At 49.6% G+C, this 21,433-nt stretch carries 25 protein-coding genes; 16 read left to right on the top strand and 9 right to left on the bottom strand.

What is annotated here, in order from left to right:
- Positions 1-58: 58 nt before the first annotated feature.
- The 5 genes from NZM05_04390 to NZM05_04370 all read left to right on the top strand — a co-directional run bounded on the left by NZM05_04390 (position 59) and on the right by NZM05_04370 (position 3,552).
- Complete coding sequence (locus NZM05_04390; protein ID MCS7012856.1) at positions 59-1,210, top strand: AAA family ATPase; 1,152 nt, start codon at positions 59-61, stop codon at positions 1,208-1,210.
- Between the two features lie 323 nt (positions 1,211-1,533).
- Complete coding sequence (locus NZM05_04385) at positions 1,534-2,157, top strand: inorganic diphosphatase (GenBank protein MCS7012855.1); 624 nt, start codon at positions 1,534-1,536, stop codon at positions 2,155-2,157.
- Between the two features lie 11 nt (positions 2,158-2,168).
- Positions 2,169-2,648, top strand: a complete 480-nt coding sequence (locus NZM05_04380; protein MCS7012854.1) for a hypothetical protein — start codon at positions 2,169-2,171, stop codon at positions 2,646-2,648.
- Between the two features lie 24 nt (positions 2,649-2,672).
- Entirely contained in the window at positions 2,673-3,020 is a 348-nt protein-coding gene (locus NZM05_04375; protein MCS7012853.1) for a (2Fe-2S) ferredoxin domain-containing protein, read from the top strand.
- A 73-nt stretch (positions 3,021-3,093) separates the two neighbouring features.
- Positions 3,094-3,552, top strand: coding sequence for a redoxin domain-containing protein (locus NZM05_04370; GenBank protein ID MCS7012852.1), 459 nt, complete (start codon positions 3,094-3,096; stop codon positions 3,550-3,552).
- An 81-nt stretch (positions 3,553-3,633) separates the two neighbouring features.
- On the opposite strand, the gene NZM05_04365 is transcribed toward NZM05_04370, so the two are convergent.
- The 4 genes from NZM05_04365 to NZM05_04350 all read right to left on the bottom strand — a co-directional run bounded on the left by NZM05_04365 (position 3,634) and on the right by NZM05_04350 (position 6,792).
- A complete protein-coding gene (locus NZM05_04365; GenBank protein MCS7012851.1) occupies positions 3,634-4,437 on the bottom strand; it encodes a GGDEF domain-containing protein in 804 nt (267 codons plus the stop codon).
- Positions 4,438-4,583: 146 nt separating this feature from the next.
- Positions 4,584-5,057, bottom strand: a complete 474-nt coding sequence (locus NZM05_04360; protein ID MCS7012850.1) for a DUF192 domain-containing protein — start codon at positions 5,055-5,057, stop codon at positions 4,584-4,586.
- 26 nt (positions 5,058-5,083) lie between these two features.
- A complete protein-coding gene (gene truA, locus NZM05_04355) occupies positions 5,084-5,914 on the bottom strand; it encodes a tRNA pseudouridine(38-40) synthase TruA (GenBank protein MCS7012849.1) in 831 nt (276 codons plus the stop codon).
- A 104-nt stretch (positions 5,915-6,018) separates the two neighbouring features.
- Complete coding sequence (locus NZM05_04350; protein MCS7012848.1) at positions 6,019-6,792, bottom strand: TIGR04282 family arsenosugar biosynthesis glycosyltransferase; 774 nt, start codon at positions 6,790-6,792, stop codon at positions 6,019-6,021.
- Positions 6,793-6,884: 92 nt separating this feature from the next.
- Between NZM05_04350 and NZM05_04345 the strand changes: the two genes are divergently transcribed.
- Genes NZM05_04345 through NZM05_04325 form a run of 5 tightly spaced genes read left to right on the top strand, consistent with a single transcriptional unit; the run spans position 6,885 to position 12,794 of the window.
- A complete protein-coding gene (locus tag NZM05_04345; protein MCS7012847.1) occupies positions 6,885-9,491 on the top strand; it encodes a YfhO family protein in 2,607 nt (868 codons plus the stop codon).
- Entirely contained in the window at positions 9,481-10,602 is a 1,122-nt protein-coding gene (gene dprA, locus NZM05_04340) for a DNA-processing protein DprA (protein MCS7012846.1), read from the top strand. The genes NZM05_04345 and dprA overlap by 11 nt, the downstream gene beginning before the upstream one ends.
- 3 nt (positions 10,603-10,605) lie before the next feature.
- A complete protein-coding gene (gene hisH, locus NZM05_04335) occupies positions 10,606-11,208 on the top strand; it encodes an imidazole glycerol phosphate synthase subunit HisH (GenBank protein MCS7012845.1) in 603 nt (200 codons plus the stop codon).
- Between the two features lie 60 nt (positions 11,209-11,268).
- Positions 11,269-12,051, top strand: a complete 783-nt coding sequence (gene hisA, locus NZM05_04330; protein ID MCS7012844.1) for a 1-(5-phosphoribosyl)-5-[(5-phosphoribosylamino)methylideneamino]imidazole-4-carboxamide isomerase — start codon at positions 11,269-11,271, stop codon at positions 12,049-12,051.
- Positions 12,052-12,107: 56 nt separating this feature from the next.
- Positions 12,108-12,794 carry a DUF3593 domain-containing protein gene (locus NZM05_04325; GenBank protein MCS7012843.1) on the top strand — a complete coding sequence of 229 codons (687 nt, stop codon included), beginning with the start codon at positions 12,108-12,110 and terminating at the stop codon, positions 12,792-12,794.
- Here the strand turns inward: NZM05_04325 and NZM05_04320 are convergent.
- The 5 genes from NZM05_04320 to NZM05_04300 are packed head-to-tail and all read right to left on the bottom strand — an operon-like array spanning position 12,791 to position 16,174.
- Positions 12,791-13,687 carry a hypothetical protein gene (locus NZM05_04320; protein MCS7012842.1) on the bottom strand — a complete coding sequence of 299 codons (897 nt, stop codon included), beginning with the start codon at positions 13,685-13,687 and terminating at the stop codon, positions 12,791-12,793. The genes NZM05_04325 and NZM05_04320 overlap by 4 nt on opposite strands.
- Positions 13,659-14,423: an RdgB/HAM1 family non-canonical purine NTP pyrophosphatase gene (gene rdgB / locus NZM05_04315; GenBank protein MCS7012841.1), complete on the bottom strand. Its 765-nt coding sequence runs from the start codon at positions 14,421-14,423 to the stop codon at positions 13,659-13,661. Before rdgB ends, NZM05_04320 begins: the two co-directional genes overlap by 29 nt.
- On the bottom strand, positions 14,404-14,871 hold the full coding sequence (locus NZM05_04310; GenBank protein MCS7012840.1) for a nucleoside deaminase: 468 nt from the start codon (positions 14,869-14,871) through the stop codon (positions 14,404-14,406). The genes rdgB and NZM05_04310 overlap by 20 nt, the downstream gene beginning before the upstream one ends.
- Entirely contained in the window at positions 14,861-15,640 is a 780-nt protein-coding gene (locus NZM05_04305; protein ID MCS7012839.1) for a pyridoxine 5'-phosphate synthase, read from the bottom strand. The genes NZM05_04310 and NZM05_04305 overlap by 11 nt, the downstream gene beginning before the upstream one ends.
- A 21-nt stretch (positions 15,641-15,661) precedes the next feature.
- Entirely contained in the window at positions 15,662-16,174 is a 513-nt protein-coding gene (locus NZM05_04300; protein MCS7012838.1) for a hypothetical protein, read from the bottom strand.
- Positions 16,175-16,432: 258 nt separating this feature from the next.
- Here NZM05_04300 and NZM05_04295 point away from each other — a divergent pair, with 258 nt between their 5' ends.
- The 6 genes from NZM05_04295 to NZM05_04270 all read left to right on the top strand — a co-directional run.
- Entirely contained in the window at positions 16,433-17,224 is a 792-nt protein-coding gene (locus NZM05_04295) for an ABC transporter permease (protein ID MCS7012837.1), read from the top strand.
- Between the two features lie 17 nt (positions 17,225-17,241).
- A complete protein-coding gene (locus NZM05_04290; protein ID MCS7012836.1) occupies positions 17,242-17,970 on the top strand; it encodes an ATP-binding cassette domain-containing protein in 729 nt (242 codons plus the stop codon).
- A gap of 7 nt (positions 17,971-17,977) precedes the next feature.
- Positions 17,978-18,940 (top strand): MlaD family protein, encoded by a 963-nt coding sequence (locus NZM05_04285; protein ID MCS7012835.1) that lies wholly within the window; start codon positions 17,978-17,980, stop codon positions 18,938-18,940.
- A 24-nt stretch (positions 18,941-18,964) separates the two neighbouring features.
- Positions 18,965-19,816: an undecaprenyl-diphosphatase UppP gene (gene uppP / locus NZM05_04280; GenBank protein ID MCS7012834.1), complete on the top strand. Its 852-nt coding sequence runs from the start codon at positions 18,965-18,967 to the stop codon at positions 19,814-19,816.
- A gap of 5 nt (positions 19,817-19,821) precedes the next feature.
- On the top strand, positions 19,822-20,952 hold the full coding sequence (locus tag NZM05_04275; protein MCS7012833.1) for a glycosyltransferase: 1,131 nt from the start codon (positions 19,822-19,824) through the stop codon (positions 20,950-20,952).
- A 45-nt stretch (positions 20,953-20,997) separates the two neighbouring features.
- A partial coding sequence (locus NZM05_04270; GenBank protein ID MCS7012832.1) for a restriction endonuclease subunit R occupies positions 20,998-21,433 on the top strand: 436 nt, incomplete at its 3' end.

The following is a 21,433-nucleotide window of genomic DNA, read 5'->3' as shown; positions in this document are numbered from 1 at the left end:
GCAGCGTATTTTTATTACGCTTGCAAGCATTCACATCCCTGACAATTTTGCTACATCAATGAGCTGGCAACACATTTTAGGACAAAAGCAGCAAATAGAGACATTGCGTCGCACGATGCAAGCGGGTCGTTTGCCCAACGCTTACCTTTTTGTGGGGCCTGAGGGCGTGGGCAAAGATGCGGTGGCGCTCGAGCTTGCCAAAACACTCAACTGTCTTTCGCCCAGTGCACGACGGAATGCCGAGGCTTGCGACCAGTGCGAAAGCTGTCAAGCCTTCGCAGAGCTACTGCACCCTAACCTCGAGTATGTCTTTCCGGTTGAGGGAATTGTTCTGCGTGAAGTTTCCGACAGCAGCAAAGAGCGAGAAAAGCAGGAAGAAGCCTTAGCGCAATACAAGCAGCTTTTCGCCGAAAAACGCCGAAATCCTTACTTCAAGATGCAGATGGAAAAATCAATGGGGATTTTGGCAGAGCAGATTGAAGAGCTGATTCGCAAAGCGCAGTTTAAGCCAGAGAGTGGGATGCGCATTTTTCTTATCTCCCAAGCCGACCGAATGAATACCACTGCAGCGAATCGCTTGCTTAAAATTCTGGAAGAGCCGCCACCCTTTGTGCTTTTTATTCTCACGACGGCTCGCCCTGATGCTATGCTTCCGACAATTGTCTCACGCTGCCAGCTTGTGCGGTTTTCAGCTCTCTCCTCCGAAGAAATGCTTTCGCGCTTGGCTGGTGGAGCAGACAGTGCGGCACAAGTCCGGTTCGCCGTCGGTCTTGCACGTGGCAATTTTTTTAAGGCACAGCAGCTTCTTTGCGACCCTACAGCGCTGCAGCTACGCAACCGTGCTCTCGACTGGCTGCGCACTATCTTGGCCGAAAACCGCCTACTTGAGAGAATTCGCTTTATTGAGGAACTTACAAAGCAGACGAGAGATGCACAGCTTGAAGTTTTGAGCGCCTTGCTACTCATCTTTCAAGACGCGCAGCGTGTCCGCCAGTTAGGTGCCGCACTCTCTCCTCTTGTAAATACTGATATTTCCGAGACCATTGAAAAGTTCGTGAAAGCTTTCCCTAATGCAAACTTTGATGCTGCCGCAAAGCTGGTCGAAGAGAGCTTGTATTCTTTGATGCGCAATGCTAATCCACAGCTCACCCTTTCTGCACTGTCCATTCAACTTAGGCCGCTGCTCCGTGGCTTACCTTTCTCGGATTGAAGGAGTCGCCAAATGCGAGCGTCATCATAAGCCGCAGCGTGGCAGTTTTCACCGCAGTCATCTTTCAGAGCACAGCTTTCTGTCAAGGGGACTAATTTAGCAAGACCGAATTTGAAGGACGCCTTAAAAGCATTATACTTGCACAAATTTTGCCAGCTTACTAACCCGTTCTAAACCTGTTATCCAAGTATGAACAAGCGTGCACGGCAAGTTGCTAAAAAGCATCGTAAAGCGATTGCGCGAATGAAAGCCAAGCGCAAAGCAATGAGAGAGCAAGCCAGTAAATCTCAATCGACGACTCAACCTACAAAATCGCAAAGCAAATGATTGACTACAAGAATCTGCCTGTTGGGAAGCATCCACCGAAGGAAGTGAATGCAGTGATTGAGGTGCCGAAGGGTCAGCGAAACAAGTATGAATTTGACCCCGACTTAGGTGTCTTTAAGCTCGACCGCGTGCTGTACTCGTCTGTGCATTACCCTGCTGCATATGGGTTTATTCCAAATACGCTTGCTGAAGACGGCGACCCTGTCGATGTGCTGGTGCTCACGCACGGCGAGATTTTTACAGGCTGCCTGATTGAAGTGCGTCCTGTCGGGCTGCTGAAAATGCGTGATGACAAAGGAATGGACGATAAGATTCTCTCCGTCCCTATCAATGACCCTATTTACAACAACATTCGTCGCTTAGCCGATGTGCCACCACATTTGCCCAACGAAATTGAGCACTTCTTTAGCGTCTACAAAGAGCTGGAAGGCAAGCACGTAGAAAGTTTCGGTTGGCACGACTTTTTTGTGGCTGAGCGCGCCATCTTGCAGGCAATTGAACGCAAAAAAGAGCAGCTTGCTGAAGAAAAGCGTCTGGCTTCAAATGGCAAAGCAAATGGGACAACGAAGCCCAAAAAATCTGCCAAAATTGCTAAGCTGAAGCCAGACCCAACGAAGTAATCTGTTTTAAGATGCCAGAGGAGCCGTCGCTCAAAGAAGAAGAGCCTACCCTCTCACCCGAAGAAGAGAAGGCGCTCTATCAGAAGTTCCAGCGCCTGCGTGCCACAGCCTTTTTTGCTGCACTTCTGATGATGCTTCTCGGTTTTAGCAACGCCTATGAGAGCCTTGCAACACTTCTAAGTAGCGGCGAGACCCTTACTGAACTCTTCGGCTACAATAAGGAACGCGTCACGTCCTCCGCATTTGTTACGCTTGGCTTTGGCATTTTCGAGGTGCTTTGCGCGTTTGGCACCATTCGCCTGAACTATTTTGGCTGGCGCAGCGGCTTTTTCGTTACGATTGGCTTGATGTTGAATAGCTTCGTGTCTAGTATGGTTCTCTATGATTCGTGGTTCAGTATTCGCTCTATTGTGGCTGCAGTGCTAACGCCTATTATTGTGCTTTTGCTCTACAAAGCCCGTGCGCTTTTCCCTAAGCCTGAAACGACTTGACCGTCACGGCGGTTCGAGCGAAAAATGCTCTATCCAGCCATGCCTTACTTGGTATATGTTTGCACCAACTTGCGTCCAGAGGGTAGCCCCAAGCCCAGTTGCGTTCAGCGCGGCGCCACGGCTCTTTTAGAGCGTCTGAACGCTGAACTCGTCGCTCAAGGTTTAGATAGCACAGTTGAAGTGCAGACTGCCACTTGCCTAGGCGCTTGCGAAAATGGGTGCACAATGCTGGTGCATACTGACAACACATGGTATGGACACCTAATGCCCGACGACATTCCTGAAATTGTCGAGAGCCACTTCAAAAATGATAAGCCAGTTACGCGCTGCTTCATTAAGCACCTGATGCTACGGCGACTGACGGGTAGCTAAGTTGAACCCTTGCAACTTGCTTTGCATCTCTCGGATTTTCTAAAACACTTAAAACCAAAAGGAGGAATTCTCTATGCTAAAAGTTGGCGACGAAGCCCCTGATTTTGAGCTGGATAGCACCGACGGCACGAAGGTGAGACTCTCTGATTTCAGAGGCAAACAAGCCGTGCTGCTATCGTTCTACCCACTGGACTTTACGCCGGTCTGCACCGCTCAGAACTGCGGCTACTCTCAAGATTACGCACAGTTCGAGCAACTGGGCGTGAAGGTTTTGCCGATTAGTGTCGATTCCAAGTTTGCCCATGCAGCATTTCGCGAGAAATACCAGCTGACGCACCACCTGCTGTCTGATATTCATCGCGACGCCACTAAGAAATACGATATTCTCTACGAGCCGCTCAATTGCAGCAAGCGCGCTTATTTTCTGGTTGGCAAAGATGGCAAAATCAAGTGGATGCACATTGAAAATGAGCTCAAGGATAGCCGCACTAATGAAGAATTGCTCGCAGCTGTCAAGGCGCATCTGAACTAAAGCACACTGCGCCGCTTTCCCTTGCAAGAAGGCGGCGCAGCGCAAAAGCGACATTTGCTTTTCTCTCCAGTTTTGCTTCCCTTAGTAGCGCACCAGATTTCGTCCTGCACGTTTCGCTTCATAGAGCTTTTTGTCAGCCTCAGAGATCATTTTCTCGTGGTTGGGCATCTTGGTGTTCTCCGCTAACCCTACGCTAATCGTTACACGTAGATTGGGCTGCACAATCGTCCAGTTAAATTCCTCAACGGCGCGACGCAACTTTTCTGCCACCAGCACCGCTCGCATTAGAGATGTCTCCAACAGCCCAATCACAAACTCCTCTCCGCCATATCGCCCTACCAAATCCATTGAGCGGAGATTATTCTTAAAAATTTGCGCTACGGTCTTGATGACTTCGTCACCAACTTGATGCGAGAAGTTGTCATTAATTTTCTTGAAGTGGTCAATGTCCACAATCGCAATCGTGAAGGGATGATTGAAGCGTTTGCTACGCTCGAATTCTTGCGCCAGCAGTGAGTCCAGATAGCGACGGTTATAGAGTTTGGTCAGTCCATCTTCGCGACTTTGCTGCTCGAGCACAAGTTTTTGATTTTCCAGCTCGCGCATCAGCTCGCTTTTCTGCTTATCTAAGAACTGCAAGGCTTCGTTTGCCAGTTGCAATTCTGCACGCAGCTCTTGCAATTCCAGTAGGCGAGTATCTTCCTCCGCAGCGGCTTTACGATGCTTGTGATGATCGAGCAGTTGCAGGAGATCTGCACGATGTCGCTCCAGCAGCGCAATCGCTTCAGCGGACATTAGCGCCTTTTTGCGCAGTTCATCGCAATCTTGAACCAGTCTGGTCAGCCGCTCTTGAATGATATCACGGTCAGATTGCATTACCTGCATAGTTGCTTCGCTTGCGTTGGCTCATCTTCTCTGCCAAAAATAATTTCCAGTGTGCAAATTTGCGTCGGGCTTCAGCTCTCTGACGATAAATGTGTGCCTAAGGTGCGACTTTTTTCCTTCAGTGCACTTCGCCGATGAGGTATCTCTTAGTCGTAAGAGACCTGCGCCCCCACTTTGATACCGCGCTTTGCAAACCACCCTTGATTCAGTTCAATCGCAAAGGGCACGGGCACCGACGATTCATATCTTGGCTCCTCGTCTAATGGCTTCATCTGGTAGATGTCGGTAATTCTGCCCTTTTCGTCAATGAAGGCAATGTCAAGCGGAATGTAGGTATTGCGCATCCAGAACGATTGAATTTCTGGTCGCTCGAAGACAAAGAGCATTCCTTCATCTTCGGGCAGCTCTGTGCGAAACATTAATCCACGCTGACGCAGCTCATCACGGTCGGCAACTTCGACCCAAACTACTGCGGTGTCAATTCTCACTTTTCGCTTGCCTGCACGGGTGTTTTTGGTTGCCGTTACTGTCTGCTCTGCAGAAGATTCCTTCTGACGGCTCTGCCCGCAGCTTAATATCAAGCCTGCACAGATAATTAGCACAATTGCTTGCACTCTCATCGTTCAAGGCAATCATTTAGGTTGAGTTACTCTTCATTCTCTTCGCTCAGGAATGGTTGCGGTTTCAGGGCTGCACTGTAGTGAATTTTCCAAAGAAACAGCCCATTCGGCTTTGCTGATGCCCCTGCTTGCCGCACATCATGCGCCGCAAAAATACGCTGAAAATCGTTGTAAGAATACTCGCCTCGCCCGACCTGCAGCATGGTGCCTACCAGCAATCGCACCATACTGTGCAAAAACCGATTCGCCGTAATTTCAAACTGAAATACCTTTCCGATTTTTTTCCACGACGCCGCATAGACAGTGCAGAACTTTGTTTGAACAATTGACCCTGCTTTGCAGAACGATGAGAAATCATGCCGCCCCAAAATTGCTTCTGCACATCGCTGCATTCTCTCAACATCCAGAGTAGGATATGGATAAAATGCTTTGTAGCGATGCTCTAAGGCGCGTTTCTCTGTGGTTAGAAAGTATCGATATGTTCGCGCCGTTGCGGAAAAGCGTGCATGAAAACTTGGGCTTACCGTGCGCGCACTTTGCACTGAAATTTCTTTTGGTAATAGCCGATTGAGCACATAGCGAATCTTGTCATCACTCAGCTTGCTGGTTGTAAAGAAGTTAGCAACTTGCATTCTGGCGTGAACGCCTGTATCGGTTCGCCCTGCTCCAATCACTTCAATTGGCTCCTGCAGGACCTGAGACAACACCCTTTCTAACTCACCTTGCACGGTAACTTGATGCGGATTTTGCGGCTGACGCTGCCATCCCGCAAAAGGCGTTCCATCATACTGCAGAATGAGCTTGAGGTTGCGCGCCTGCGCTAGCTTGGCATCACGCATATTTGGCAAGTGTCGCATTGGTGCGCTACTCCCTTTTGGTCACAAAATATGTAGAGAACATGCGGCTACCGCCAAAACATCTCTGTGAACATCGCCTGACGGCGAAGCGCTGCGAACATTTACTATGCGGTTCCCTCTCGCTGTGGAGATGGGCTTACGCTTTGCCACGCTCTGCTGTTTGTGCTTTTTGCTATGCACACTGGGTCTTCAGTGTGCTTTGCTAATTTTTCCAGCGATAGCTCACGGAGCACGGCTGCAGTGTGAGGTAGCTCTTTGGCGTCCAAGTGCGCTGCCAGCCGCCATAAATCGCTTGATGTGTCGACATCATACCAACGCGGGAACACAAAAAGCTGCACCGACAATTGGCAGACTTGCCTTAGCGTCGCTCGATAAGTTTCGTTTGAGCTATACGGCACATTCTCAAAGACCTCAGGGAAATAGCGATTCATACCCAGCAGCACATAGCCGCCGTCCTCTGCAGGGCAAAGGCAAACAGCCGGCACTGACTGCGTGAGTGTATCGAAGGCTGTGTGTATCCGCTCGAGTGGCAAATCAGGTGAGTCAGTGCCCACAATCACCGCCTGCGAGAAGCCTTGCTCAAAGACCCATAGAAATGCATTCCGCATTCGCTCACCTAAATCCCTTCCGACCTGCTCAATGAGCGGAATAGACATTCTCTGTAACAGAGTTTCCAGCTCTCCTCCGTTCCCCACTTTGCCTGCTACAAAGCCGAAGACGGAGACTTGCTTCAACTTTCTTACTTTGGCAAATGTGTCGCAGACAAACGCTTGGTATAGTTTTGCGGCTTCTTTCGGTGAGAGTGGTGGGGTTAGGCGCGTCTTTACCCCACCGCTTTTCGCCCACTTGAAAAAGACAATCAGGGCAGATTGCTCCACAGATTTCAGCAAGAAAGTTCGTAGATTTGCAGCCTTGTTTCAAAAACAAGGCATTATTTCGGTCTTTTTACACAATTTTCACCGATGTAACAATGGCGAAATCAACCGCTCAGGCAACGAAAAAAACACAAAAATCCGAATCGGCAATTCCGCCACTTGCCGAAGAAAAAGCTTTAATCCCGAAACCATACCAAGATTTGGTAGCACTGCTCACGCTGGCAGTGTTGCTTGTGGTTTTTTTCTGGGACGCACTCTTTAGCGGTAAAGTCTTTCTTGTGCCCGACAATACGGCTTCGCTGAGTTTACAACCTTTTCTGCAAGAGGCGAAGGAACAAGGCGTTTTTCCACAGTGGATTCCTTACATCTTCAGCGGCATGCCTTGCTATGGCTCGCTTTTTGCTAGCGGCGAGCGCACTTTTGATTTCCTCAACACAGCGTGGTCTTATCTACTTGGTCTTATCACAGCGCCCTCCAAAAACGACCTATCAGACTGGGTAATTGTTTATTTCTTCATTTACGGTGCAGGCATCTATACGCTGCTCCGCATCAAGCAAGCACCTGTGTTAGCTGCCCTGACAGGCGCAATTGGGGGCACTTTTGCCACGCTCTCACTTGTCTGGATTCCTGTCGGGCACAATACCAAGATGGTTGCAATTTCTATGCTGCCTTTTACACTGGTCTTCTTAGAGCGACTGCGTGATGAAAGCGACTGGCGAAAAAATATCTTCAACTTAGCCGCTCTTGCATTTGCGCTGAATCTGCAAGTTCGCTCCACCCACGTGCAGATGGTCTATTACTCCTACCTTGCCATCGGTATCTATTTTCTCTTTGAGCTTATTTCTACGCTTGTTCGCAAAGCCCCTGTGCAAGCATGGCTGCGCAGCGTTGCGGGCTTCGTAATTGCCATGCTAATAGGGGTATCTATGTCCGCTGATACCTATCTTTCCGTTGCAGAATACACGCCGCACTCCATTCGTGGCTCTGCTAGCGTAACAGAGATTGCACCTGACCTTGCGCTGCCTGGCTCACCCGAAGAGAAGAAAAAGCCAGCTGGTACTGGCCTAGATTATGATTATGCAACCAATTGGTCATTCGGCGTTAGTGAAGTCATCACCTTCTTTATTCCGTCTTACTACGGCTACGGCAACTATACCTATTGGGGGCCGCAGCCTTTCACAGCTTGTCCACAATTCTTCGGTGCGGTCATCATTGCACTAGCCATTTTGGGGCTTGTCTATTACCGACGCGACCACTTTGTGCAGGCCCTTGCTGTGATTGGCACGCTTTCGCTTTTTATCTCTTTCGGCAAATACCTCCCAATTCTTTTCGACCCGCTTTTTTATTACTTCCCGTTCTTCAACAAATTCCGCGCTCCTTCGATGATTCTCATTTTGCTGCAAACCGCAGCGTGTATTCTGGCTGGTTATGGCATCAAAGCGCTTTACGAGATGCGCCAAGCGCAGCCTGAGCTACCCATCAAGATTTTCCGATACAGCACCTTTGGAGTTGTCGGCTTACTTTTTTTAGCGATTGTGGGCTTTTCAGGCTGCCGCAGTCAATATATCAAGGAGTATGCGTCTAGTCCCAAAGGACAAATGCTTATTAAGCAAAATCCGCTCATTCCGGGCGTGGTTGAGCGTATGGCTGCCGAGTATCGCTTGTTTGAAAATACGCAGACTGACCTTGTGCTGTCGCTGCTCTTCGTAAGCGCAGTGTTTGGCAGTGGATACTTTTTTGTGCGCCGTCGGTTGCCTGTGGCAGTCTTTGTGCCGCTGGTCGCTGCCGTCACGACGCTCGATCTTTGGCGTGCCAGCAGCCCTTTACTGAAAGAGCTTAAGGAGCCACAAGAGCAAAAAGCCTTCTTCGCCAAACCTGACTTCATTGAGTTTTTGGAGCAAGACAAAAGTAAGTTCCGCATCAACCCGCACGATTTTGATAAAGAAGCCAACTGGCTGGCTTACTTCAAGATGGAAACCGTAGGCGGCTACCAAGGCGCAAAACTTCGTCTCTACCAAGACTTGATTGAAACCGTTGGCATGGGCTCGACAGAGACACCTTTCTTCTTTATCAACTCCGTAATGATGGACCTGCTGAATATCAAGTATATTGTCTCCAGCACGCCCTACTCGGTGGTAGAGTTTAAGCCTGTTTTCAACGGCAGTGCCTTCGTGTTGCAGCGCGAAAACCCAACGCCACGAATGTGGTTTGTAAAAGAGGTCGCACAAGACTCCGCCGTAAATATCTTGCGCCACATTGTAGCACGCGACTTTAATGCCCGTGAGAAAGCTTTTATTGAGAAAGCTGTGCCCTTATATGAGCCAGCCGACAGCACGGCAAAGGTTGAAATTGTGCAATATCGCTTGCAAGACATTACTCTTAGAACAAACACCACTGGAACGCATTTTCTCTTTCTTAGCGAAATCTACTATCCTGCTTGGAAGTGCTACATTGATGGCGTAGAAACGGAGATTTACAAAACAAACTATGCATTTAGAGGCATCTTCGTGCCGAAAGGTCAGCACGAAATTCGTTTGGTGTATGAGTCGCGTGCGTTTGAGATAGGCAAAGTGCTCTCAGTTGGGGCAAATGTGGTGCTGGCAGTGATGTTCGTCGTGTCAGCCGTCATCGCATGGCAAGCTCGACGCACTCGAGCTGCAGAGACAACTGTAAATGGCTCCTCTACAGTTAATGTCAAGTGATGCAGATTTTCTCATCACCTTGCTTGCGCTGTCTAAGGCGCCCTCAATTGGAGCTGTACGGTTGCGGGCACTGGTTTCTGCATTTGGCACACCGCAGCGCATTTGTGCTGCTTCGAGAATGGAACTGCAACGCATTTCAGGCATTGGCGCGCGCCTTGCTGACATACTTTACGCATACCTTCATGGCCCTGCTTTTGCGCAAGCCAAAGCTGCTGCCGAAGCCCAACTGGAGCGCTGCCAGAAACTTGGTGCGGCCATTCTCACATTTTGGGACGCTGATTACCCTACCATTCTGAAAGAAACTTACGATGCGCCGCCTTACCTTTTCGTGAGAGGCAACCTGACGCCTGATGCACTGCGTGTTGCCGTAGTCGGCACGCGCCACCCTACGGAATATGGCAGAAATGCTACGCGTAAATTCGTGAGCGCTTTAGCTGCCACACGAGCAGAGATTGTCAGCGGCTTGGCATTTGGAATCGATATGGTGGCGCACCAGACGGCGCTGGAGAGCGGCCTGCGCACCGTAGCGGTCTTGGGCTCTGGCGTTGATACTATTTATACCGACCCTCGCGGCAAGCTCTATCCCAGAATCATTGAGCAGGGTGCGATTCTCTCAGAGGAGTGGATGGGCACTGCACCCGTTGCAGAAAATTTCCCGAAACGCAACCGCATCATCTCGGGGCTTTCGCATGGAGTCATTATCGTCGAGTCAGACATCAAAGGCGGGGCAATGATTACTGCAAAGTATGCACTAGAACAAAACCGTGAAGTCTTCGCTGTGCCAGGAAGCATTTTCTCGCGCAAATCCAACGGTACCAATGCCCTGATTCGTGACAGTCATGCCAAGCTTGTTCTGAGTGCCGAAGATGTCTTGTCAGAGCTTGTGCCGTCGCATCCGACCACTGTGCCTGCTGCAACCGCCACACTCCCGCTTGACCTTTCGCCTGAGGAAGCACAAGTTTATGCCTTGCTTTCGAATACACCGATGCATATTGACGACCTCTGCGAAGCTTCAGGGCTTGATGTTTCAGACCTGCTGGTGGTGCTCTTCGAGCTGGAAGTCAAACAGTGCGTCAAGCAATTGCCGGGCAAATTTTTTCAGCGAGCCTAGCGAATGATTTCAATTATTGACTACGGCGCCAGTAACTTGCGCTCCGTTGCAAAAGCCTTTGAATTTTTGGGTATTCCTGTGCGCTTTGCCGACCGTGCCAGCGATGTGGCAAGAGCTGATAAGCTCATTTTACCGGGCGTCGGTGCCTTTGGGAAAGCAATCGAGGCGGTGCGTCAACACAAGTTTGCTGAAGCAATTGGCGAGCACCTTGACAAAGGCAAACCGCTTTTGGGTATCTGTCTTGGTATGCAGCTTTTGCTAACTGAAAGTGAAGAGATGGGTCAGCATCAAGGTCTAAATGTGATTGCTGGCAAGGTCAAACGGTTTGATGATACGAAAGACAAAGTGCCACAAATTGGCTGGAATAGCCTTGACTTCATTCGCCGTGATGCTTTACTCTTCAAAGGTATTGACGAAGGTGCATTTGTCTACTTTGTGCACTCATACTACTGTGTCCCTGAAGTGGGCACAGCGGCAGAGGCATACTACGCAGGGCAGCGATTTACAGCCGCAATTGAAAAAAACAGTATCTTTGCTGTTCAGTTTCACCCAGAAAAGTCAGGTGAGACGGGGTTAAGAATCCTGAAGAATTTTGCCCAGCTTTGACGAAAGAAGTATATGGACGCATTAGCAGTGTGGTGAAATACAGTGACTTGGAGGCGCATTATGCTCATTATTCCAGCGATTGACATTCGCAACCAAAAGTGTGTTCGGCTCTCACAGGGCGACTTTTCGCGCGAGAAAATTTACCTCGATAGACCCTGCGACATGGCAATCATCTGGCGCAAGCAAAACGCCAAGATGCTGCATCTTGTCGACCTTGACGGCGCTCTGAAAGGCTCTCCACAAAATTTTGAGACAATTCGTGCTATTGTAGAAACAGTTGATATTCCCGTAGAAGTCGGTGGCGGCATTCGCACGATGCACGATGCCGAGCGCTACCTCAACATCGGTGTCTGTCGCCTTATCATTGGCTCTGCTGCTGTTACTAACCCTCAACTGGTTGAAGCACTAATCAAAGAATTCGGCGCAAAGAAAATTGTGGTGGGCATTGATGCCAAAGATGGGGTGCCAAAGGTGAGCGGCTGGACGGATGGCGCTCCGATGACCGATGTCGAGTTAGGGCTTAGAATGAAAGATTTAGGTGTGGAGCGCGTGATTTATACGGACATCTCCAAAGATGGAATGCTCTCTGGAGTGGGCTTAGATGCACTTCGCAATTTTGCTGAAAAAACGCATCTGCGAATTACTGCCTCAGGTGGTGTTTCGTCCTACAAAGATTTTATTGCGCTGAACGAATTGCGCCCGCTTGGTGTCGATTCAGTTGTCATTGGCAAAGCGCTCTATGAAGAAACTTTCCCTTGCCAAAAACTCTGGCACCTCTATGAAAAAGAGCTTACATTAGACACCAACTTCTCGACCGCAGCATTGCGTTGTCCAAATCCATAGCGCATTTGCACGATTGTTTGCACTCCTATACCTTTGAGTGAAAAGGAGAAGTTGCAGTGCTACTGTCGTTCCCAACTTGGGTGGTTCACATTTCCTCAATGGTAGAGTGGCTCGCTGCAGCAGTTCTGCTACATCGATACGGCAAAGCAGTCGGGCGAAAAGATATTGAGCAGTTTGCATGGCTGATGCTTCCGCACTGGACAGGTGGATTATGCGTCATTATCTATCACCTTACCACCGACTCCGTCGAGTTTTGGCTTGATGCATCGAAAGTCGTGAATTTGGTAGGAAGCATTTGCTTGCTTTACGCTTCACTGAATATCATTCGCTTCAATTCGTCCGCACGCACGGCACTAGCCTGCTTGTTTGGCATCGTCATGCTACACCTTTCGCCTAACGCTGCGGAGATATTTCCCAACAAAAGTTTCAAAGACACGCTCATCAATGCGGCTTTTCAGCTCTCGAGCCTTGTGTATTTTATTTTTTTAGTTTCATTGCTCTGGCTTTATCGCAAGGACAAAACTGTTTTTTCAGGGCTGACCGTCTTTGGTTTTTGGTTTGTTCTGGTTTTTGTGGTGGTAACGATTGTCTGTACCCATTATGCGACCAATGTGCGTGGTTACCCCACACTTACGCACGACGACCTTCTGCACGGTTTTGCGGAAAGTCTGCTTACTGCGAGCAATCTGATGATTGCCATCGGCATTGCACAGAAATTGCAGGCTGCCAGAAAAGGCAGTTAAGTCTTTGCCACCAATGCCGCATTGATTTCTTTGCTCAGTTCGCTCCCCAAACGGCAGATTAGGCTATGAATTTTTGCAGGCAGGACCGTTTCTGATGCGCCGACCAGATACAATCGATTTCCTAGTGCCCGAATCGCCAGCACACCGCGCTCAAATTCTTTGGTAACGGTTAGCAAGCTGGCAAAATTCAGTGCGCTGCCCTGTTCCTTCACCCAGAAGATTTCATCGGCAATCACATCTGCAATCCGCTCGAAGTCATACTTTTTCGTGGTTGCAATTTGCAAGATTGTGCCTTGTTCTGTCATAATCAGCGCATAGTCTAAGCCGTCGGATTCAATCATTGACCAGAGCCGCTCTTTGTAGCGCGCAAATTTGCTTTTGTAGTCGTCTGAGAGCGTTTCTGCCTCTGCAAGGCGCTTTGGCAAGCCTTCTTTGACGGACTTGCGTCGCTCTGTGACCAGAATGACCTCTTCTGCAGCAGTTGGCGCAGCAGGGAACCGCGATAAGAGTTCAGGGCGCTCTTTGACTAATGTTTGCAGCAGCGGTCGAATGGCTGTCAAAATGCCAGAAATGCGTGTAACGGCACATGCGGGATTGATGCGCACGCACATTGAAATTGTACAGTATCCCAGCGGTTCTTGACAGCGCGCCCGTTGCTGATACTTGCTGGTTGGCTCAAGCAGAGCAAGAATATCCGCACGCGTGCGCTTTGTTGGTGCTTGCTGCGATTCATTGATAATGAAATCCCAAAAAAATTCTTGCAGATGTTTCAGCTCTTTGGCACTGAGTTTTTTGAGAATAGAGACATAAACCGCCTCATCCGACACCGATGCCAGCAAGTTGTGTTTTACTGCGGCAAGGGCATCAACTTGAGCGGAGCTTAGTTGGCTCATATCTCTGTGGCTTTGTTGAATGAGTTGCGTAAGATTGCGTTCTCGAGTTACCTGCAAACAAATTTTGAAGATATAGGCACGCTTTCTCAAGCGCAAGGGCGCGGTGGCTGATGCGATTTTTCTCCTCGAGAGAGAGTTCTGCAAAAGTTTTGCCCAGCGACTGCACTTCAAAAATTGGGTCGTAGCCAAACCCGTTTGTGCCATGTGGCTGATGGGTAATTTGCCCTTCCACCATTCCTTCAACCCAGTGTTCGATCTGTAACGGCAGCTGCTCATTGCTAGCCTGCACTATGCCTACTAATGCTATCACGGTGCGGAATCGAGCAGCGCGGTTAGAGTGGGTTTGCATCTGACGCAAGAGCTTTTCTACATTCTCTGCGTAGGTTGGTCTCCGTCCAAGCTCCGCTTCAGCATAGCGTGCAGAATACACTCCAGGAGCTCCGCCTAACGCCGCTACTTCCAGCCCTGTGTCGTCGGCTAAGGCGATGAAATTTTCAGCACCTTGCTCGCTGAGTATTCGGAATGTTTCTCTGGCTTTTTTGCAGGCATTGCCTTCCAGTGTCGGTTCAGTCTCTTCCACTTCACGCAAAACGAAACCGCTCCGCTCGAGCTCATCGAGGCTCATCACCACCAGTGGCAACTGCATTGTTTGCAACTTCTGCCTGATTTCTTGCGCCTTGTCACGGTTTCTGGTTGCCAGTACTAGTGTGATTTGTTCAGTATGGAACTTTATCATCTTTCGTTTTCCACAATCTCAAGGCCTCTTGCGCATCGTGGAGCCATATTTGCTCCATTGGCATGGCGCGCTGTGCATGCGGCATTGCTATTTCTCGGTAGAGCAATTCATCATCAAAGCCAATAGCCGCTGCATCGCTGCGTGTATTTGCGTAGTAGATTTTGCGCAGGCGTGCCCAGTATATCGCTGCTAGACACATTGGGCAAGGCTCGCAAGAAGTATAAATCTCACAGTCCGTTAAGTGAAAATGCCCAATTTGCCTGCAGGCTTCACGAATTGCCACGATTTCTGCGTGCGCAGTGGGGTCGTTGGTCGAGGTTACCAAGTTTGTGCCTCGAGCAATTATTTTGCCGTCCTTTACAATCACTGCAGCGAAAGGGCCTCCTCTGCCAGCGCGCACATTCTCGAGCGAGAGTGCAATCGCTTCTCGCATAAAGTCAAGATTCATTTTCACTTCGGTATTTGATGTAACTGCCTTCTAAGGCAAGTGGCGCACGGTTTATGCTGCGTATCAAATTCAGCATTTCTCGCACGGCTTCCGTGATGCCTACCAGTGCTGCGCGGGCAACAATAGCGTGTCCGATACTGACTTCCTCAATCACATCGGAGAGCGTTGCAAAGTGCACAATGTTACGATAGTTCAAACCATGTCCTGCGACCACACGCAGTCCAAGACTTCTGCCAAGTTCAGCCGCTTTTCGTAAGCGTGACAGTTCCTCAATGATGTCGCGCTCATCTCTTAGGCGTGAAAATTTTCCCGTATGCAATTCTACATATGTTGCGCCTAAGGATTTGGACAGTTCTACCGTTTCAGGTTCTGGTTCAATAAATAGCGAAGTCGGAATTTGGTGTGCCGCCAGCTCCTCAATGAACGAGGCTAACAGCGCACGGTGCTTTTTGACATCAAGGCCACCTTCAGTGGTCAGTTCCTCCCGTTTTTCTGGCACCAGCGTTACCAGCTCAGGCTTGGTCTTGATAGCAATGCGTTTCATTTCTTCGGTTGCCGCCATCTCGAGATCGAGCTTGGTCTTGATGGTCTCGCGCAGTCGCCTTAGGTCATCATCTTGAATGTGTCGACGGTCTTCTCGCAGATGGCAAACGATGCCCGATGCACCCGCCAGCTCAGCGAGCACTGCCGCATAGACTGGGTCTGGCTCTGCTTCTCGGCGTGCATTGCGTAGTGTGGCGATGTGGTCAATATTTACGGCTAATCGCATACTCGTTTAGGTTAGAACAAGTCACATAGTTCTTGGATTAGGCGCAGTGGAGAGCTTACGCTGAAGCGATTTCATTGCATCGCATCGCACTAAGGTGCTTGTGCCGTTCAAGACCTTTGGAATTTCCTCATAGAGTTCTGGTGTCGTTGGAAGCAGGTTGCGAATCGCATTTAGGACACGCTCTGCTTTAAGTTTGGCATGACCTGCCAGCGAATGGGCAGGCAAGCAAGAACTGTCTTGAAGTTGTCGCTGCACCAGCTCTGGCAAAGCTGGAATCTCGAGGCTGTTGTTGACAATTGCGCCAAGCAACTTTTCCATTTTCGACAAGCGCGCAATCTCCGCATCGTGTGCTATCAGTTCATCAAGCTGCCGAAATGCGTCGGGGTATAGCGGCTCCAGATGTGGGCGTGCCTCACGCAGCGCTGTCAGCAAGCCTTTCACATCATTCATATCCAGTGGCTCGAGACGAAAGGTATGGTCAGTAAAAAGGATTAATCTAACCCCGTTAGAAGGCAGCGCGAAAGTTGCCTGCATAGTTTTGCAGCTTGCCTGCGTCGTGTCCCATTCTAAGCCCGGGAACGCTTTAGCGAAGCGTGTTTTTGCTTCGGATGCTTCCCACTTTTGCTCGCTATACATTTGTTACTTTGGTTACTCATCTGCTCAACTATTTCAATTTACGCATACTTTGCCAGAAAGTCGCTGTGATACTGCAGCCTCGTTCATTTCTTCTGCAGTCTCTCCGTGCATTGAAGAGAAATCTGTATTTTCTTTGCTTAAAAGCACAACTTAGTTATGCCATACTCTGCTACGAGCTACGCAACTGAACTCAGTGAGCGCCTCAAGATCTTTTTTCTAACGATGCAGGAATTCTTTGAATTTTCTCTTCGCACGTTTGGTGCGTTAGGCGCTACAAAACGATACTGGAAAGACGTGATGTATCAAATGTATGTGAGCGGCACAGAATCGCTACCGATTGTGATGGTGAGTGCTGTCTCAATCGGCGGGCTTCTGACATTTGAGATTGGCAACATCTTGACTGAATTTGGGGCGAAAGGCTTAATTGGTCGCACGACTGCTTTTTCTATCATTCGCGAGTTAGGGCCGCTTCTCACAGGCATTATGCTCTCAGCGCGTGTGGGTGCACGCAATGGCTCAGAACTCGGCGCAATGAAAATTTCTGAGCAAATTGATGCATTGCGCGCATTTGGCACTGACCCAATTGCTAAGCTGGTCGTGCCGCGCCTTGTCGCTGCCCTGATCATGTTTCCGCCGCTCACTGCGCTTTGCGATGCCGCAGGTTTGCTTGCAGGCGCCTTTATGGCTATCGGATACCATAGCTTAGACCCTGCTTTCTACTGGAATCCTGTAATGAACTACCTTGTGCCAAAAGACTTCTATGTGGGCTTCCTAAAGCCGCCTGTTTTTGCCACCTTGATGACGCTGGTTACGTGCTTTAATGGCTTTTCTGCGCAGGGTGGCACAGTCGGTGTCGGCAATTCCACGATTAAAGGCATCGTGGTCTCCTGCGGCTTAGTGATGGTATTTAACTTCTACATTTCAAAGCTAGTTTTTGAGATTCTATAACCACACACACTGGCACGATGATTGAGTTTAGAAATGTCTCACTCCGATATGGCTCGCGGGAAATTCTTAAAAACATTTCTCTCACTTTTGAAGACCGCACCATACATATGATTCTCGGGCCATCAGGTGTGGGCAAAAGCACAATTCTTAAGCTGATGTTAGGGCTAATCAAGCCGACTTCGGGTGAGATTTATGTTGATGGGATGGAAATTAGTCGACTTACGGAAACGCAGCTCTTTCCAATTCGCCGAAAAATGGGGGTGGTTTTTCAAGGCAATGCTCTCTTCGACTCCCTAACGGTGAGCGAAAACTTAGGCTTTTTTTTGCGAGAAAACCTCAACCTACCCGAAGAAGAAGTGCAGCGCCGTATCAAGGAACAAATTAAGTTTGCTGGTCTTGAAGGTTACGAGAATGCTTTGCCTGAAAATCTTTCTGGTGGAATGAAAAAGCGTGTGGCAATTGGTCGCGCACTCATTTTTCACCCTGAATTTATTTTGCTCGATGAGCCGACCGCTGGCTTAGACCCTATTAGCTCCAAGAAAATTCTCGACTTTATCAAGCGCCTAAAAGAGGAAATCGGTCTAGGCGCCGTCATGGTTACGCACATTATTACGGATGTTTTCGGTGTAGCCGATATGGTATCGGTGCTCTACGGCGGCGAGATTATCTACACTGGGCCGCCCGAAAAAATGAGCGAAGTGTCGCACCCGTTTATTACCTCGTTCCTCTCCAACGCAGAAGTATAATCTGAATATGGCGGAAACGGCAAAAAGTGCATTGACCTCTGAGGGCGTACGCTGGCGAGATGTGCGCACAGGAATTTTGTTTGTGCTGGGAGTTGCAATTATGGGCATCTTAGCACTGGTCATTGGCAAAAACACGAGCGCCCTCTCAAAGAAAGTTACCTACAAGGTGCTTGTGCCCGACATCACTGGCTTAGCGGAAAACAATTTAGTTTCGGTCGCTGGCAAAAAGGTTGGTACGGTACTCTCACTGGACTTTGCGACACCCAATGACACAACAATTGGAGTCGAGATTACTCTACTGGTTAATCAAGAGTATGCCTATCTTTTTCGGGAAGGCTCAAAAGCCACGATAGTTGGGCGCGGCATTCTGGGCGATAAACTGGTTGCAGTTATTCCTGGACGCGGTCGCCCACTTGCTCCCGGCAGTTACCTCGACTACGAACCTGCGGAAGGCTTAGAAGCTGTGCTGGCGTCGGTGCATCACGCCGTCGACAGCGTCAATGCACTGCTGGCCAAACTCAATCGGGGTGAAGGCACACTTGGCAAACTTCTGACCTCAGAGGACTTGCTAAATCGACTTACGCAAACCGTAGCTCATCTGGAGCAAGCCACTGCTGCCCTTACACAAGGCAAGGGTCTTGTGCCGCGCTTGCTCAACGACCACTCGCTGGCGGATAATGTGGAGAGCATTACCCGCAACCTCAATGAAGTCTCTCACTTGCTTAAACGAGGCGATGGCACACTGGGCAAGTTCTTGGTCGATGATTCATTTTACCACCACCTTAGCAGTGTGGTGCAACGTTTGGATACACTGCTCACGCGCCTTGAAAATCCGAATGGCACCTTAGGCAAACTCACCAACGATGCGGCATTGTATCGAAACCTAAGCAGCACTGCGGCTTCGCTGGATTCCTTGCTCAATGACCTACGCCGAAATCCAAGTCGGTATGTTACCATTCGCGTGTTTTAACCATTCCAACCGACCACATTGCAGATGAGCATTCTTCAAGCGGTCATTCTTGGCATTGTGCAGGGTCTGACAGAATTTTTGCCTATTAGTAGCACGGCGCATTTGCGCATTGTGCCTGCGCTTTTGGGCTGGGACGACCCAGGTGCAGCTTTTACGGCGGTCATTCAAATTGGCACGCTTGCTGCCGTACTGACTTACTTTTATCAAGACATTGCACGCATCTCTCAGGCTACGCTAAAAGCCACCTTAGCAGGTAATCCACTTGGTGAACCTGACGCCAAAATGGGGTGGATGATTGTGGCGGGCACCCTTCCGATTGTGGTTGCAGGGGTGCTTTTCAAGCAAGCTATTGAGACCACTTTGCGCTCGCTCTACGTGATTGCCGCTGCGATGATTGGGCTTGCGCTTCTGCTTACGCTGGCAGAGTATCAATTGCAGCAGCGCTTAATGCGCAAAGAGAAGCTAAAATCCATTGCAGACATTAGCTGGTTTGAAAGCCTAACAGTTGGATTTGCTCAGTGTTTGGCGCTTATTCCAGGTGCCTCTCGTTCAGGCGTGACCATCACGAGCGGATTGCTCTTAGGCTTGGAGCGTGAGGCGGCGGCACGTTTTTCCTTCTTACTTTCTTTGCCGTCTGTGTTTGCGGCGGGCATCTTCCAGCTGATCAAATCGCGTGAAGCCTTGCTTGCCTCACAGGAACATGTGCTCGCATTGCTGACCGCTACACTTGTGTCGGGTGTGGTTGGCTATGCCTCGATTGCACTTCTACTGGGCTATCTTCGGAAAAACTCAACGGCGATTTTCATCATTTATCGCATCGCCGTAGGCGCTGGCATACTGGCGCTGGTGCTTAGCGGAAAATTGTCTGCAGACTAACTCACATGCGCTGCGCTTCCCAGTTGGAGCTTTTCGACGGCTGCTTTCTTTTCTTTGGCGACGTGCGCTATGATTCGCGCCTTTTAAACCTTCTTCGCTCGCTTTCCCAGAAGTATGAGCGGCTTGTGCTGCTTCAAATTTCGGAGCAGCCTGAAACCTTTGTGTTTGAGCACTGCGAGGTACGCTCGCAGGCATTAAACCCTCGTTTGCGTGGCGCTCTTAAATTCCTTCGCTTCTACTGCACGATGCTCCCTGCTGTGCGGCGCATCAAGGCGAAGTTTTATTGTGCTGAAGATGTCTTTTCACTTCCGCTGGCTTACTGGGTAGCACAGCAGCAGTGTGCTCCGCTTTACTACGACTCGCGTGAGCTTTTTTTTGCCTTAGCGCAACTTTCTCATAAGCCCCTTCGGCAGCGCATCTGGGCAGCAATTGAGGCACACTGTATTCGCAAAGCTAAAGTCTTCACATCTGGCTTTCGTGACTCAGAAGCCTTGCGTCAGCGCTACCACATTGCTCTGCCCGAGACGATTTTCAACTACCCCCGCTACTGTGCCTATTCGCCTAATTCATCGCTGAGGCAACAGCTTGGTTTGCCTGATGAGGCAATTATCTTGCTCTATCAAGGCGTGATTACCGATGGCAGAGGGATTTGGAAAATGCTGGATATGCTAGCTTGGCTGGACAGCCGATTCGTGGCGGTCTTTATTGGAGCTGGCGACAAACTTGGCGACCTTCAACAAGCGATTGCTGCCCGCCACTACCATCGACGTGCTTTTGCAATAGGACGCGTGCCCTATCAAGAGCTGCTGCCCCTGACGGCCTCGGCTGATATTGGTGTTGCACTCATTGAACCGCTCTCCGAAAGCTACCAACTGGCACTGCCGAATAAGCTCTTTGAGTATGTAATGGCAGGCGTGCCCGTGCTGACAACCGACCTACCCGCAATGAAAGAGATTGTAGAGCAGCACAAAGTTGGTCTTGCCGTGCCTGCAACGGCTGATGAAAAATCCCTTGCTGAAGCCGTCATCACGCTCCAGAGCAAGATAGAACATTACCGCCACAATTGCCAGCAGGCACGCAAGGTGCTAAACTGGGAAGCTCAAGAAGCTCGCTTGCTTGACTTCTTTTCGCCTTGATTGGTTGCGATTTCTTAGATTTCCGAACAATATTGCTCCCAAAAAATGCCTGACGCCATCATTGAAAATCCAATCATCAATTCGCCCTACGAAGAGCCACGGCGCCACTTTAAGTTCGAGCGCACAGGCATTACCAATGACATCGTCGAAGGGCGTCGCCAAAGCATCTACTTCGTGCCTATTGCGCGCGCAAAAGCGAGAAACAAAAATCAACTTACCTTCGATACTGAGTGGACGCTGGATCGCATCAAGGAAAATACCTTCATCAATCAAGCGCGCAAGCGCGTCAAACAGTGGCGCGAAGGCGGCTATCAAGGCGCAACGCGCGTTACGAGACGCTTGCTCCACTACTGGACAAATCCAGAGCGCGAAAAGAAACTCTTTTTCTGCCAACTCGAAGCGATTGAAACCGCCATCTATCTCAACGAAATCGCCGCGCGAAACCAAGACCACTGGATGATTGAACAAATCCGCCGCCACA

This window comes from Chloroherpetonaceae bacterium (assembly GCA_025056565.1).
Classification (GTDB): domain Bacteria; phylum Bacteroidota; class Chlorobiia; order Chlorobiales; family Thermochlorobacteraceae; genus Thermochlorobacter.
This window is presented reverse-complemented; position numbering and strand designations above follow the sequence as displayed.